A 15410-nucleotide genomic window follows, 5' to 3' on the forward strand; every position below is an offset into this window, starting at 1 on the left:
TTTTAATTTTAAAATAGATCAGCTAGTTAAGATATTCTTCAGCTGAAATGTCCTTTGTCGCCTATCAACTTTTTTGTTATGGGGTGATGAGTCTGGATAGGAAGCTCAAAGTCCTTTATCTCATCGACGATTTCCCCATCTGCCATGACCAAAATCCGATGGCAGAGAGCGTAGCTCAGCTTGAAGTCATGCGAGATAAAAAGATAGGTCAGCTGGTATTTCTCCCACAAATCATATAGGAGGCGTAACAACCTGCCTTGAACAATGGGATCCAGACCGCTCAGAGCCTCATCAAAGATGAGAATATCTGGCTTTAAGAGCAGGCCGCGGGCGATGCAAATCCGTTGGAGCTGGCCGCCACTGAGCTGGCGCGCTGGCTGACTCAGAAAGCTTTTGTCTAGACCGACGTCTTTTAGAATGGTCTCTATCTCTTCTCTAGCCACATCCTTTGGTAGGGCCTCTGTCAAGACCTGCTCGACTGTAAAGTTCGGATTGACCGAATGAAGAGAGTCCTGAAAGACCAGCAAGATTCTTACACCTGACTTTTTGACTGAGTAGGGCTGGCCATCCAGTAAGACCTGGCCTTGAATGGGCTTTTCTAGACCAATCAGCAATTTAGCCAAGGTGCTCTTGCCACTGCCGCTCTCGCCCATCAGGCCAATCATTTCACCTTTCTTGACAGTGAAATCGCAGTCTTTGACAACCATTTTGCCATCGAATTTTTTAAATACATGTCTACATTCCAGCATCGTCTCTCACCAACCGTTCGTATGGATTTCCTAAGATAAGGTCTTGGCTATAGGATTGCGAAGGACTTTCAAGGAGCTTGGCCACTGACCCCTCCTCCATGATAGCCCCCTGATACATGACAAGCATCTTGCCTCCCAGCTCTCGCGCCAAATGATAATCATGTGTCACTGTGATGAGGGTCTTGCCTTTAGCCAGCTGCTCCTTTAAGATGAGAATAATCTGCTCGCGATTGTGGATGTCCAGCGCCGAAGTAGGCTCATCCAAAATGATGGTCTCTGGATCTAAGCAGAGCAAGATAGCCAGCATGACCCGCTGCAACATACCGCCACTGAGCTCAAAAGGATATTTCTTCAACAGTTCTTCCGGCTCTCCCAGTCGCACCTCTTTCATGGAAGCTACTGCCTTATCTATACAGGCGCCTTTTGAAATCTTGCTATGGCTGCGCAGGGTCTCCCAAAAGTGACTTTGAATAGTCTGAAAAGGATTAAACATAGCCATAGGATTTTGAGACATATAGGCTACTTGACTGCCTCGCAGCTGCTGCCAAGCTTTGAGAGAATTTCGCTCCAAAGTCATGGTGCCGTAGTGAACTTCTCCTTGCAGGCTTAAAGATGAAGGTAGCTGCCCAATCAATATCTTGGTTAAGAGGGTTTTACCAGAACCACTCTCCCCAATGATGACCAGAGACTGCCCTGCCTCCACTTCAAAGCTGATGTCCTGCAGTATGGTCTTTTGCTCGATTTGGGCTGTCAGTTTCTTTACTGCTATTTTTTCCATATCTGTTTCCAGCCTTTCTCTTCAAAGCATTCGGCAAAAAGATTAAAGGCGACCACAGTCAGAAAGATAGCCAGTCCGGGCGCCAGCATCATCCAAGTTGCCGTTTGAAAATGGCTTCTAGCATCATGCCCCACTCGGTAATGTTGGGTTGGACACCGATTCCCAGAAAGGAAAAGCCAGAAATCATGAGAATGATATTCCCGATATTCATGAGAACGATAATCAAAATAGGTTTGTAGATAAAGGGCAGGATATGGGTTTTGAGGATATGGAACTGGGAGAGTCCCATGGTCTGGGCAGAAACGACATAGGCTTCCTCCTTGGCACTCTTGACCAGATTGGCCGTCACCCGAGCATAGTAAACCCACTCTATGATGACAATGGCTAGAATCATATTGGTCATTCCCTGTCCCAGTATCCCAACGGTAGCTAAAGAGAGCAGGAAGCTTGGAAAAGCAGAAATAACATTTGCAAACCATAAGAAGGTCGCTTCAGTCTTTCCTTGGTACCATCCAATCAGCAAGCCGACTGCCACACCGATGACCACTTCCAGCAGACTGATGGTCAGGGATAAGAAGAGGGAGTAGCGAGCTCCATGCAGCAGACGAGACAAAATGTCTCTGCCCAGCTGATCCGTTCCCAATATATGAACAGCATCAGGTGGCATCAGTTTATTTGAAATCTCTACATGCTGAGGATCAAAAGAGGATAGATAGGGTGCAAAGAGAGCGCAGATGAAGAGGGCCAGCAAAATAACACTTGAAAATATAAATCGTTTAGACATTGCTCCTCCTTTTTCTGACTCTAGGGTCGATCCAGAGCGTCAGCTGCTGGGTTAGAATATTATTTCCCAAGAATAATAGGCCAAATAAAAGCATACAGCACTGGATGATGGGTAGATCCACAGCCTGCAAAGCATCCACAAAGAGAGAGCCGACACCATTCCAAGAGAAGACTTCTTCGACAATCAAGGAGCCTGTCAGAAGATAGACCAAGGTCAGGCTCAGGCCTGTCGCAATGGCTGGCAGGGAATTTCTCAAGAGATGATTCTTGACCAGGAAGAACTTGCTGACTCCGCGCAGGAGGGCATTTTCAACATGGACACTCTTCATCTGTTCTATCACGGCCTTACGGATCAAGGCGGTATATTGGCCAATCAATGACATACTAAGGGTCAGACTGGGAAGAATCAAGCTGCTAAAATCCTGCTTGCCCGAAACTGGCAGCCATCTGAGTTGAACAGCAAAAACCACAATCAGCATGTAACCTAGCCAAAAGCTGGGCATGGAAACGCTGGAAAAGGATAGAAAGCGAGTGACCTTATCAAAGAGAGAACCCTTGTAGACTGCACTAAAAATTCCCAAAGGAATAGACGTAAGCAAAATGAGGGCAAAGGAAGTCAAGCCCAGAGAAAGGGTGGACTGGAAACGCTCCAACACCAGGGGCAGGACAGGAACCTTTAATAGATAAGATGTCCCAAAATCCCCACGAAGAGCCTTAGTCAGCCAGCCTAGATACTGCTGGGGCCAAAGTTGATTGAGTCCCAGATATTCTCTGGCTTTTTCCAAGGATTGAGGAGTCACTTGAATCTTAGATATTCTTAAATAGTTTTCTGCTTGATCCGCCGAGGACAGCTTGGCCAAGAGAAAGGTCAATACTGAAATCATCAAGAGGGCAGCAAAGAGAGAAACTATTGTTTTAAATAAATCTTTTTTCATATTTCTTAAAAGAAAAGGGGCGGCTGCTAAGTTTTTAACCTTGGCAGCACTACTCCCTTTATATGCAAATTTGTATGTATGAAGTTAGCTTTTATTTTTTCTCAATGTAGCGCAGTGGGAAGGCATTTTCTTCTGGAGCAAAGCGCATGCCATCAAGTTCTCCCTTGCGATAGACAGAGACAACAGATTGGTAAGTGATTGGGATATAGATAGCTTCATCATGGAGCATAGTGAGAACTTTCTTATAACCTTCATCAACTTTTGCTTCGTCTGGCTCAACCAGAGTCGCCTTGATAATGCTGTCCATTTCTGACTTAGATGGCAGAGCTTCTAGGGCAACATTTTCTGGGTGACCATGGTCAGCTGGTGAAGTCAGGGCAGTCATCCAAGCATGCGGATCCCAAGGTGCTCCCCAAGAGAAGGTCAGCATCAAATCAAAGTCGCCAGTCTTAATATTTTCCCAGTAGTCATCTTCTTCCATAGCTTTGAGCTGAACATCGATTCCGATTTTCTTCCATTCGCCTTGGAAGTACTCAACCAAGTCCTTGTCTGTCGCCTTAGACGAGATATAAGGAACATTTAGGCTTAGTTTCTTGCCGTCTTTTTCACGGATACCGTCAGAGCCTTTCTTCCAGCCTGCTTGATCCAGCATCTTTTCAGCCAGCTCGATATCATATTCATAGGGAGTCAGATTGGCGTCAGAGTGCGGAGTAGACTTGGAGAAGATTGTATCAGCCGGTGTTTCTGTTCCGCGGAAAATGTCTTTCGCGATAGACTTCTTATCAACCGCATGGTTCATCGCCTGACGGACAGTCTTGTCTTTGAAGATTTCTTGCTTGGCATTCAAGAGCATGAGGCGGCTGGACATTGGCTGAGATACATCTGTCATGTACTTGTCATCCTTGGCATACTTGGCAAAGTTATCCAAACCGATAACGCCATTTCCATAGAGCAAGTCTACATTTCCAGACTCAAACTCCAAAGCACGGGTTTGTGGATCTGGAATAATCTTGACTGTTACTTCTTTCAGTTTAGGCTTTTCACCCCAGTAATTTTCATTACGGGCAAAGGTGATGTACTCATTTGCCTTCTTGTCTTTGACAACCCATTGACCGGTTCCGATTGGCTTTTTGAGGTTGTCCTTAGTTGTGTCATCTCCGTCAGGGAAGGCAGCATCAGCTACGAAGCGGATTGGACGAATCATGGAAAGGTCATAGAGAGTTGCACTGTAGGCTTGTTTGAGCTTAATCTCAAAGGTATGCTCATCGACAACTCGGTAGCTTTCCAATTGGTTAGTAAAGTCAAACCAAGTGTGGTTTTTCTTATTCTCTTCTGAAAAGATAGTATCGAAATTGCGTTTGACATTCTCTGCGTTAAAGTCAGAGTCGTCTGAGAATTTTGCCTTTCTTAGCTTGAAGGTATAGGTTTTACCATCTTCGCTGATATCCCAGCTTTCAGCCAAGGCTGGCTCGATTTTCCCATTGTCACCATAGCGGACCAGGCCTTCATAGACCATATCTTGAATGACAAATTGGTCTGGATTATAGCGGTGAGGGTTGACATCCCCAAAGTCTTCGCCCCAGACCATGGTGAGTCTGTCTTTCTCACCGACCTGTTGGGAAGAGTTTGAGTTTTGCTGGCAGGCTACCAAGAATAAAGGCAGCAAGAGGACAACTAATAAAAATAATTTTTTTCTCATTTTTATTGAATCACTTTCTTGTATTTTTTTAATTGCAAACCCCCAAAACAAAGGAATGCTTTTTTGTTAACAATTGTTTTTCTTTGAGTATCAACTCATGCGGTTGTACTTGCTGTTGAGAGCATCTCCGAACTTGGTAAAGAGGAGAATGGTCAAAATTAGCAAGATACAAGGGAAGACCACAATCCAGGGGGCTTCCTGGATGTAAATCCGGCCGTCATTGATCATGGCTCCCCACTCAGGCGACGGTGCCTGAGCTCCCAATCCGACAAAGCTGAGGCCAGCGATTTCCATGATAATGGTGCTAATATCAAAGCTCATGGTTGTCAGAATCTGAGGAAAAAGACTGGGGAAATAATAGTTTTTCAGGCTTGTCCAAAAACTATTACCATACATTTTCGAGGACTGGATATAGGGTTCATTTCTCAGCTGTAGGGTCATAGAGCGCATCAGGTAGGCATACTTGGTCCAGGCCGTCAGGCAGATAGCGATGAGGGTTTGCTGGAGACCGATGCCCAAGATACTGACGATGGCAATGACCAAAATGATAGATGGGAAAGACTGAAAAGCCGTGATAACCAGCAAGATGAGCTGGTCGAATTTCCCGCCGATGAAGGCGCTGGTCACCCCGATAAAGGAGCCTACCGCCGCAATCAGCATCAGAATCATCAGGGCAGGCAGGACCGTTTCTGCGCCCCCGCTCACGGCACGCGCAAAGACAGAGCGCCCAAGAGCATCTGTCCCGAACCACTCACTGCAGCTCGGTCCTTGCAAGGCTTGTCCAAGATTGACCTTGGTCAAACTGTCACCCAAGAGACGAGGAGCCAAGGAGGAGAGGGCCAAGGCTAGCACGATAAGGCCGCCCAAAACTAAGAGTTTTCGATTGATTTTTTTATCCATACGAGCCCTCCTTGCTTGTTTTTAGTCTCTTCATGCGCGGCAGCAGTTTGGGATTTTCCTGAGCCAGTCGGACGCGAGGATTGAGCCAAACCATGAGCAGCTGAAAGACTAGATTTACAGTCAATACCCCCGCTGTGATAAAGAGGACCGCCCCCTGAATGAGGAGATAATCCCGCTTGGCGACGACTCCTATCAGCATCTTACCGATGCCCGGCCAGGAAAAGAGGTGCTCGATAATAGCCACACCGCCTAAGAGCGAACCCAGAGAAAGACTGACCAAGGTCAGAAGAAAGGGCAGAACATTGTAAATCACATCATGCAGCAGGATATGTCCCTCTCGAATCCCCCGACCTCGCGCACCTTCGACTTCTGGTGAATGCAGTATTTCTATCAAAGCGGTCCGCAGCTGCGGGATGTAGCGAGTAGACATGATCATGGCCAGTGTTATGACTGGCAGGACTAGGCCCAGCTCATTAGCCGTTGCCTGAATGGGAAGCCAGTGCAGCTGAACAGAAAAGATCAGAATCAGGATAATCCCCATAACAAAGCTTGGAATGGCATTTAAGAAGGCCAGACCTGCCATCAGGAAGCGATCAACGGGCTTTCCAGCATGGTAGGATGTGTAGAGAGCTGTCGGCAAGGAAATTCCCAGAGTTGCTAGCAGGGTATAAAAAGCTAGGTAGACTGTATTGGGAAAATAGAAAACCAGCTGCTCCCAGACCGAAGCCCCGGAATTATAGGTCACACCAAAGTCGCCATGGACAATCCTGCCCAGCCAGGCCAGATATTGCTCCATAAAGCTGCCATTCAGACCCATCTCTGCCCTCTTGATTTCCAGCAATTCCTTGGTAAAAGGAATGCCCTGAGCGTTTAGGATACTCTCAGCCGGATCTCCCGGTGCTAGATAAACCAATAAAAAGGAGATAAAGCTGACGCAGAGCAGGATGAGGACGAATTGCAGAATCGTTTTGATAATAAATTTAATCATGCGCCTCCCTTTCAGATGTCTGGTAGCTTTCAGGCTTCTTGCTGGCAACAGCCAACAGCACTTCGCCTTGGTGGACGACCAAGGTCGCTTTCTGGTAGAGGACCAGACCGTCTTCCTTGGCAGTCACCTTTTCTAAAATATTGCCATAAATATCACAGATTTCGCCGATGACCTGACCAACCTGTACTGTTTGATTGGGCCGGACAAAGCACATCCAGCAGCCCGACCTCTGACAGGTCAGATAGTAACTGTCGTCAAAGATTAGCGGCGCCTGCTTATAATAGGGCATGCTCCCTTCAAAAAGATAGCGGGCGACTTGCTTGACCGACTCCTTCATGGCCAGAACATCCTCTGGCAGACAGGTGCCGTTTTCTCCCTGCTCCAGCAGGATGCTAGGCAAACCATAGTCCACCGAGGCAGCGTGATAAAGATTGCCACGGTCCTGAGATTGGTAGATTATCGGTGTCCCAGAAGCCTGCAGCATCTGATAGGACTTCTCCATTACCTCTGGATTTGCCCGCAGGGAATAGTAACCATGAGGGGTAAGCAGTTCTTCCCGATTGCCACTATGCAGGTCAATGAGGAAGTCACTGACACTAAAGACCTGACTCTCAATCACAGACCGAATCTGATAGCTGAGGCTGGAAACTGGCCCTTGGTCCTGAAAGATCCTGTTTAGATTGAGACCGTCCTCAGGTACAAGCGTCGTCTCCCGAGCCCAGAAGCCGCTGACATTGACTGCATGCAGGAGGAGGACAGAGCCTTGAAAGCTAAAGTCCCACTCATGCGCCAAGTCCATCAGCGCCTTGACACCGACATACTCGCAGCCATGGACTGCAGCACTGATGGTCAGCAAGGGCTGGGTAGCCTGTCCTTTGAGCAGAGTGTACTGGATAGCCAGCTCATCTGTGATGGGCAAACTGCCTTGATAGCTACTGCAAGGAGCCATAGAGTCTAGTTCTTGCTTAATCCTCATCTTTATCCTCCCTGTACTGACTGAGCAAGAGCTTGGTATAGTCACTCTTGGGAGCAGAGACGACCTCTCGCATGCTGCCCTTTTCTTGCACGATTCCGTCCTTGAGGACAATCAAATCTTCCGCAAAATTGCTGACCAGAGCGATGTCATGAGAGATGAAGAGAAAGGAGGTCTGCGAGCGCTCCTTGATATCTGCCAGCAGCTGCATGACTTCATACTGAACGGTCACATCCAGAGCACTGGTGATTTCATCACAGATGAGCACATCGGGATAAATCAGCAGGGCACGGGCAATAGCCGCCCGTTGGCATTCTCCTCCGCTCAGCTGGTGTGGCAGTCGCTGGGCAAGCTCAGGGGTCAGACCGACCGAGGTCAGCAAGTCATGGATGGCCTGCTTTCTATCTGACGGCTGCTGATAGAGAGAGAAGTTTCGACAGACCTCTTCCAGGCTCTGCTGAATACTGCGCTTGGGATGAAAGGTCGACTGGGGCTGCTGGGCGATATACTGGACCCGAGCATAGTAGTCCCTATCCTTGTAGGCAGAGACTGGCTGGCCCAGTAGAGTCAGCTCCCCTTGGTCTGGCTTTAAAAAGCGGCAGATGAGTTTGGCAATGGTACTCTTACCTGAACCTGATTCACCGACCAGACCCAAAGCCTGTCCCTTTTCCAAGCTAATGTCAATATCAAAGACACCGATTCTCCGCTCGCCTATCTGACTGTACTCGTAGGTCAACTGGCGACCGATCAATACTTGATTCATAGCTGCTCCCCTTCTCTAAACTCTGCCAGTTTAGGCACTGCCTTCAGCAATTTCTGGGTATAGGTCTGCTCAGGATAGCGAAGAACTTGATGGGCTGGACCGTTTTCGACTATCTGTCCTTCCTTCATGACGACTACTTTTTGTGCTAGATGCTCAGCTACGCTGATATCATGTGTGACAAAGAGAATGGCCATGTTTTCCTCCCGATGAAGCTTGCTCAAGAGATCCAGCAGCTTCATTTTCGACAGGACATCCAGAGCGCTAGTCGGCTCATCAGCCAGCAGCAGTTTGGGCCTGCTGGCTAAAGCCAGCGCTACACCGACTAGCTGCATCATACCACCGCTGAGTTCGAAAGGATACTTATTGACGACTTTTTCAGGCAGCAGTCCCACCATCTCTAGACATTCTTCCAAGGAACGGAGATTTGATGCTTGCTGGCCCTGATTCTTCACCAAGTCCTGATAATGCTTTTTGATCTTACGGCGGTTATTAAAGCTGAGACTGGCATGCTGACTAATCCAGGCCACTTCTCGGCCTACAAAAGGCAGATAAATGCGGTGGTCCTGGGGCTGAATTTCCTGCCCCTCAAAGGTAATACTGCCCTCTGTCACTGTCAGCCCCCTAAGAGGGAGACCTAGCAGCATCTTGAGCAGGGTAGACTTGCCACTGCCACTCTCGCCCACAATCGAAAGGGACTCCCCCTCAGCAAGAGAGAGGGAGACCCGATCGAGAATGACTTTATCTGCTGACTGCACCAGCAGATCTTTCATTTCCAGCATGTTTTATTCCTTTGATAGTTTGTTGCTGACGTGATAGTAGTCTGTTGGATGGGATTCCAAACCAGAGACGGACTTGTCCATTACCAGAGCGACCTTGAAGAAGCCGATAATGGTAAAGCCGTAGTCCTTATCCATGATTTCTTGGATTTCCTTGCTGAGCTGATTGCGCTTAGCTGGATCAGTTTCAGTCGCCAGCTCTTCGATTTTCTTGTCTGCTTCTGGGTTGCTGTAGTGACCGATATTGGCTGTACCATTGGTCTTAACGGCACTGTTGAAGAAGGCATATGGATCACCGATAGGAGCTGCTACCACTGCGTAAGGTGTGAAGGCATAGTCCTTTTCACTGGCAACGGCACTGACTTCAACTTTCTTAATAGTCGCTTCGATTCCGACTTCCTTGAGTTGTTGTTGGCTTGCTTCTACAGCCAGCGGCATTTCAGGCAGACGAGTAAAGGACAGCAGCTCAATGCTGACTTTTTGACCGTCTTTTTCACGGTAGCCATCTCCGTCAGTATCCTTGTAGCCAGCCTCATCCAAGAGTTTCTTAGCCTTGTCTACGTTAAATTCATGGACGCTCTTTTGCAGGGCAAAGGCGAAGCCAGTAGGGAAAGGTCCAACAGCTGGCACAGCTGAGCCTTTAAAGAGAGATTCTGAGTAGGTCTTCTTGTCAACCAAGGTATCTAAAGCCTGACGGAACTTATCATCTGCTACGTAAGGATTTTCAAAGTTATAGTAGTAAGCTAGGTAGCGGGAACCTTCTACTTCAGAGATTTTGTAGTTCTTATCGGAAGCATAAGTACTTAGATTTGCATAAGGCAGACCATAGACGGCATCAACTTCCTTAGACTTAAGGGCTGCAGAAATAGCTGTCGGATCAGAGAAGTATTTGATCTTCAGATTAGCAACTTTTGGCTTGCCATCCCAGTAGTCATCATAAGCCTTGAGCTCTGCTCCGCTCTCAGGAGTGTACTTGGTCACCATGTAAGGGCCAGTTCCGACAGGAGCCTTGTCAGATGCACTCTTGCCAGTCGTATCGACAATGGCGGAGTATGGCTCTGCCAAGAGATTCGCCATGATCGGTTGCACAGCCTTTGTCTTGATGGTCACAGTTTGACTCTCCGCAGAGATACTATCAATGCCCATATCTGATGCTGCCCGTTCGCTTGTCTTAATCAAGCGTTCCAGAGAGGCTTTGACCTTTTCACCGGTCATTTTTTCACCATTTTGGAAGGTCACCTTATCCTTGAGGGTGATTTTCCACTCTAGGTCTGAGACTGCTTCGATTTTCTCAGCCAGCCAAGGTTTTACTTGGAGTTTGTCATCCATCTTGAAGAGGGTTTCTCCCACTCCGTAACGGACCGTGAACCAGCCATTGTATTCCGCTGCTGGATCTACATTTGCTGGAAATTGCGTATAACCAATGGTTACAGTCTTACTGCCACTATCGCCAGCAGGTTCGCTGGTTTTGCTAGGGTTTACACAGGAGGCTAGGGCTAGGCCTGCCAAGGCTAAAACCATTATTTTTTTAAAATGTTTCATAAATATTCAAATTCCTTTTCTATTTTGTAAACTACTTTAAGACGGTCTGTCCTAGTCAAATCTAAATACGCTTCGCTCTCTGTCTAAGGTGGTTCTATGTCCTGAAGATGAGAGAGCAGACGAGTGAAAAACAAATGATTGCTCATTCTCTGTCCTCTTTGGGGATGTGCTTGTCTTAATCTTTTCCTTCCAGATAGCTTCTAGCATCTTCGACAAAGGCAGTTGGCAAAGCCAGGTCAGCCTGCAGCTCATCGCGATAAGCTCGGATGATTTCTGACTCCCGACCAGAGATAACCTTTTCCGTCCAGTCTGGGTCTAGGAGCAGAGCCTTGCCGAGGGCAAAGAGCGGAATCCCCGCATCCAATACTCGCTGGGCATCCTGCTTGGTCTCTATCTGACCGACACCAATCAGGGGCACTCTATCATTAATTTTTCTGGTAATTTTTTCAATCACTGGCTCCGAGTCCTGAGAGTCTCTGATAGACGAGCGCCAGACATCGGAGGTCGAAATATGCAGATAGTCTACTTGATGATAGATGAGCTGCTCCAGCAACTGCAGGGTATCATAAAGCTGGATACCTGGCTCTTCAATCTCTTCCGGAGAAAAGCGGTAGCCAATCAGGAAGGGGCGGTCGGCCTCTTCTTTGACTAGTTGCTTGGCTCTTTTCAGCAAGGTCTTTGGAAAGCGCAGGCGGTTGTTAAGGCTGCCGCCCCACTTGTCCTGACGGACATTGGAATGGGGAGAGACAAACTGCTGGATCAGATAGGTATTGGCGCCATGAAGCTCGACTCCGTCAAATCCAGCCTGAATGGCTCGTCTGATAGCTGACAGAAAGTCCTCTATCACCTGCTCCACTTCAGCGTTCTTGAGCGCCCTCGGCTCCGCCAGATAATCGCGTGGAGCCTTAACAGCACTGGGTGCTACTGGCTGACCGTCAATCAAATCAGGCAGAACCATACGACCACCATGATAGAGCTGAACAATAGCCAGAGCCCCTTGGTCCTTGATGGCCTTGGCCAGACGGCTAAGCCCCTCAATCTTATCGTCCTCGGCGCCGCTGAAGCTCTCCGCAAAGGACTTGCCCAGAGGATGGACATAGGTACTGCCAGTGATGACCATGCCAACCGACCTCGACCGGCGGGCAAAAAAGTCGATATCTGCCTGAGATACATAGCCACCGGGCTCACTAGCGCAGATGGTCATTGGTGCCAAGACAACGCGATTGCGCATGGTCTGCCCATTTTTAAAAGTAAATTTATCCTGAATCTGTGTATTCATCTAGTCACCTCTTTCCCAAGATAAATCATTTAATTTGTTTTTCGTTCATTAAGTATTAGAGTAAGGTCGCCTGCCAAGTCTGGTCGCGCTCTTCCAAGAGCAGCACTCGTCCTTGGGGGACATCAATGTTCCAAAAAACTGCCTTTGGGTCAACCAAATGTTGGTAAATCAAGCGTAGCACTCCCAAATGAGCGACTAGAGCTATTGATTCCTCAGTACTATCTAGCAGGCGGTCCGTTGCTGCCCAGACTCGGGTCTGAAAGTCAGCAAAAACTTCTGCCTTAGGAGGCGTGACCTCAAAGGGGGCCTCTAGCCAAGTCTGCCAGACTTCTGGAAAAGCCGCTTCAATCTCATCAGCTGTCAAGCCTTCCCATTGTCCAAAGCCCCGCTCGTCAAAGTCGGCTATGGGCTGAACTTGCCTGTCTGGAAAAGCCAGCTGGGCTGTTTCCTGCGTCCGTTTGAGACAACTGGTGTAAATCACATCAACTGGGTGCTCCTGCATCAGTAGCGCCAGCTGCTTGGCATCTTTTTGGCCTTGTCCGTTGATAGAGACATCATGGCTGCCGTAGAAACAGCGCCTGCGGTTGTAGTCTGTCTGACCATGCCGCATCAGATACCATCTTTTCATCCTAGCACCACCAATCCTAAGAGATAGAGGAGCTGGGCAATTTCGACATAGGCTCCCAGCGTATCGCCTGTGTGGCCATCAATTTTATTATAAACGAACCGGCGATAGCCAATTGCTCCCAGAAATACCAAGCCGTAAGCCAAGAGACCTCTCCAGCTGAAAACCAGCAGAGACAGGAGCAAAGGCAAAAGCTGGGCAAGCAGGATATGACTAGTCTTGCTGCCACTAAAGAAATTCCCCGAGCCACCGCCTTCTCTAGCATAGGTCATCCGGTAAAGCTGTAGGCTCAGACCAGCCTTGCCAATCATGGTCAGACTAGCCACGATAAACCAGCGAGGATCTGGCAGATAAGGGTAGAGAACCAGCATCAGAGCATAGTAGAGAATAAGCGCCAGTACGCCATTACTACCAATCCGACTGTCCTTCATAATCTCTAGCATCCGCTCCTTCTTCCGCGAGGAGAAGAGACCGTCTGCCGTATCCGCCAGGGCGTCTAAATGAAAACCACCCGTCAGCAGAACATCGAAAGCAAGGACCAGAACCCAAGCGACCATCCCTGGTAAGACTAGGCTCGTCAGGAAATAAAATCCACCTGAAATCAAACCCAGCAAGAGGCCAAAGAGGGTCAGAAAAGGAAGTCCCCGTCGCAAATAGGAAATATCCACTGCCTTTGGAATCACAATCCGGCTAAAAAATTGGGTATAGATAATCAATGCCTTTATCATTTCAACTGCTGAGCGAGGCCGCATATGACTAGATAAGCCTCACTCGCCTCCTTTGCAATCAGTTGGTTGATCTTGCCTTGGACATCACGGAAGAAGCGACCCAGTCTGGTCTCTGGGACAATCCCCAGACCAACCTCATCTGTAACAATCCAGCACTCAGCATCTGTCTGACGAAGTACAGATAAGATCTCCTGCCACTCCTCTTCCAGCAGCTGCAGCAGGAAAGCCTGCTCCTGCCGACTGAGAAAGTGTTCCTCGGTCAGCTCTAGCTTGTCTGGAAAATGCTGGGCAATCAAATCAAAGAGGCGATTGCTGGTTAGAAGGGTGGCACAGTCCAGCAGGTAAACTGGATGCGACTGCTCTCGAAGCCAGTCGGCTAGCCCTGCATACTGTTCCTGAGTCGTCCAGGAAGCCGGCCGGCGTTCTTGGTGCAGCCGAATCCGCTCCTGCCATTCTGGATCTTCTCCTCGGGGCAGGCCGGTCGCAATATAGCAAACTCGCTCTTGGACCGCTAGTCGCTCCTCCGCAAAGGCTGACTTGCCACTTCTAGCGCCGCCTGTCACTAATACAATCTTAGCCATTTGCTTCTTCTTTCATTGCTTGAAATGCCTGCTCAAAGGCCGCCAAGGTCTGGTCTAGGTCCTCTCTAGTATGGGCACTGGACATAAAATTGGTTTCATACTGAGATGGCGCCAGATAAATGCCCTGCTCCAACAAGAGACTGTGTAGTCTAGCAAACTGAGCATGGTCAGCCGCCTTAGAATCCTCAAAGTTACGAACTGGCTTCTGACTAAAGAAGAAGCCAAACATTGTACCTTTTGACACGACTTGCAGATTAATGCTGTACTTATCGGCTAGATTTCGCAAACCATCACAGAGATAGTTTGTTTTCTCTTCAATTTCAGCAAAGAGCTCAGGTGTCAGCTGTTTCAGTGTTTCATAACCAGCCGTCATGGCAACTGGATTGCCCGACAGGGTACCAGCCTGATAGATGCTGCCTAGAGGCGCTACCTGATCCATATAGACGGCCTTGCCGCCAAAGGCTGCGACTGGGAAGCCGCCACCGATAACCTTGCCCAAACAGACCAGATCTGGCTCTGTCTGATAGAGGCCGACTGCCCCCAGATAATGAGCTCGGAAACCACTCATGACCTCGTCCACGATGAAGAGAGAGCCGTATTCCTGAGTGAGGGAGCGAATAGTACTGATAAAGTCCGCATCCGCTGGAATCAAGCCCATATTGCCCGCAACTGCTTCTAAAATGACACAGGCAATGTCATCTCCGTACTTTTCAAAGCAAGCCTTGAGAGCATCTGTATCATTGTAAGGCAAGGCCAGAGTTTCCCCAGCTACCTGAGCAATGACTCCGGCAGAATCAGCAATCCCAAAGCTGGCCAAGCCTGAACCAGCCTGAACCAAAAAGGAATCGCTGTGACCGTGATAGCAGCCGATAAATTTGACAATTTTAGAGCGCTTGGTCACTCCACGCGCTACCCGAATGGCGCTCATGGTCGCTTCCGTTCCTGAATTGACCATCCGCATTCTTTCCATGAAAGGCAGACGCTCCTGCACCAGCTGGCCGAGGGCAATCTCTCTGGGACTCGGAGCGCCAAAACTGGTCCCCTCCCAAATAGCTTCCTCAACTGCCGGCAAAACATCCTTAGGAGCATGCCCCAAAATCATAGGTCCCCAAGACAGGACGTAGTCAATATAGCGGTTGCCATCGACATCATGCAGATAGGCTCCGCTGGCTTTTTCGATAAAAAGCGGATGGCCGCCCACAGCCTTAAAAGCCCTGACAGGACTGTTGACCCCGCCTGGAAAGAGCTTTTGAGCCTCTGTGAAATATTGGTTGGAATGTTCTCTCTTCAAGTTGGTCCTCCTTATCTAGA

At 48.5% G+C, this 15410-nt stretch carries 15 protein-coding genes and 1 pseudogene; all 16 read right to left on the reverse strand.

Annotated features, from left to right (window positions below):
• Positions 1 to 38 precede the first annotated feature (38 nt).
• Complete coding sequence (locus MK370_RS05030; RefSeq protein ID WP_268684405.1) at positions 39 to 749, reverse strand: ABC transporter ATP-binding protein; 711 nt, start codon at positions 747 to 749, stop codon at positions 39 to 41.
• Complete coding sequence (locus tag MK370_RS05035) at positions 736 to 1527, reverse strand: ABC transporter ATP-binding protein (protein ID WP_268684406.1); 792 nt, start codon at positions 1525 to 1527, stop codon at positions 736 to 738. The genes MK370_RS05030 and MK370_RS05035 overlap by 14 nt, the downstream gene beginning before the upstream one ends.
• Positions 1515 to 2311 (reverse strand): annotated as a pseudogene (locus MK370_RS05040) (ABC transporter permease). Before MK370_RS05040 ends, MK370_RS05035 begins: the two are co-directional and overlap by 13 nt.
• Positions 2304 to 3245: an ABC transporter permease gene (locus tag MK370_RS05045; protein WP_268684407.1), complete on the reverse strand. Its 942-nt coding sequence runs from the start codon at positions 3243 to 3245 to the stop codon at positions 2304 to 2306. The pseudogene MK370_RS05040 and the gene MK370_RS05045 overlap by 8 nt, the downstream one beginning before the upstream one ends.
• Positions 3246 to 3336: 91 nt before the next feature.
• A complete protein-coding gene (gene nikA / locus MK370_RS05050; RefSeq protein WP_268684408.1) occupies positions 3337 to 4944 on the reverse strand; it encodes a nickel ABC transporter substrate-binding protein in 1608 nt (535 codons plus the stop codon).
• Positions 4945 to 5034: 90 nt separating this feature from the next.
• A complete protein-coding gene (locus tag MK370_RS05055; protein WP_268684409.1) occupies positions 5035 to 5844 on the reverse strand; it encodes an ABC transporter permease in 810 nt (269 codons plus the stop codon).
• Positions 5837 to 6832, reverse strand: coding sequence for an ABC transporter permease (locus tag MK370_RS05060; RefSeq protein ID WP_268684410.1), 996 nt, complete (start codon positions 6830 to 6832; stop codon positions 5837 to 5839). The genes MK370_RS05055 and MK370_RS05060 overlap by 8 nt, the downstream gene beginning before the upstream one ends.
• Positions 6825 to 7808, reverse strand: a complete 984-nt coding sequence (locus tag MK370_RS05065) for a M14 family metallopeptidase (protein WP_268684411.1) — start codon at positions 7806 to 7808, stop codon at positions 6825 to 6827. The genes MK370_RS05060 and MK370_RS05065 overlap by 8 nt, the downstream gene beginning before the upstream one ends.
• Complete coding sequence (locus MK370_RS05070) at positions 7798 to 8568, reverse strand: ABC transporter ATP-binding protein (protein WP_268684412.1); 771 nt, start codon at positions 8566 to 8568, stop codon at positions 7798 to 7800. The genes MK370_RS05065 and MK370_RS05070 overlap by 11 nt, the downstream gene beginning before the upstream one ends.
• Positions 8565 to 9347, reverse strand: coding sequence for an ABC transporter ATP-binding protein (locus MK370_RS05075; RefSeq protein ID WP_268684413.1), 783 nt, complete (start codon positions 9345 to 9347; stop codon positions 8565 to 8567). The genes MK370_RS05070 and MK370_RS05075 overlap by 4 nt, the downstream gene beginning before the upstream one ends.
• Before the next feature lie 3 nt (positions 9348 to 9350).
• Entirely contained in the window at positions 9351 to 10886 is a 1536-nt protein-coding gene (locus MK370_RS05080) for an ABC transporter substrate-binding protein (RefSeq protein ID WP_268684414.1), read from the reverse strand.
• Between the two features lie 175 nt (positions 10887 to 11061).
• A complete protein-coding gene (locus MK370_RS05085; protein WP_268684415.1) occupies positions 11062 to 12165 on the reverse strand; it encodes an NADH-dependent flavin oxidoreductase in 1104 nt (367 codons plus the stop codon).
• A gap of 55 nt (positions 12166 to 12220) precedes the next feature.
• The gene (locus MK370_RS05090; protein ID WP_268684416.1) at positions 12221 to 12793 is read right to left on the reverse strand and encodes a histidine phosphatase family protein; all 573 of its coding nucleotides are present in this window, start codon (positions 12791 to 12793) and stop codon (positions 12221 to 12223) included.
• Positions 12790 to 13518, reverse strand: a complete 729-nt coding sequence (cobS, locus tag MK370_RS05095) for an adenosylcobinamide-GDP ribazoletransferase (RefSeq protein WP_268684417.1) — start codon at positions 13516 to 13518, stop codon at positions 12790 to 12792. The genes MK370_RS05090 and cobS overlap by 4 nt, the downstream gene beginning before the upstream one ends.
• Positions 13515 to 14099 carry a bifunctional adenosylcobinamide kinase/adenosylcobinamide-phosphate guanylyltransferase gene (gene cobU / locus MK370_RS05100; RefSeq protein WP_268684418.1) on the reverse strand — a complete coding sequence of 195 codons (585 nt, stop codon included), beginning with the start codon at positions 14097 to 14099 and terminating at the stop codon, positions 13515 to 13517. Before cobU ends, cobS begins: the two co-directional genes overlap by 4 nt.
• Positions 14092 to 15390: a glutamate-1-semialdehyde 2,1-aminomutase gene (hemL, locus tag MK370_RS05105; protein ID WP_268684419.1), complete on the reverse strand. Its 1299-nt coding sequence runs from the start codon at positions 15388 to 15390 to the stop codon at positions 14092 to 14094. The genes cobU and hemL overlap by 8 nt, the downstream gene beginning before the upstream one ends.
• Between the last annotated feature and the right edge of the window lie 20 nt (positions 15391 to 15410).

This window comes from Streptococcus sanguinis, assembly GCF_026781265.1.
Lineage (GTDB): Bacteria > Bacillota > Bacilli > Lactobacillales > Streptococcaceae > Streptococcus > Streptococcus sanguinis_T.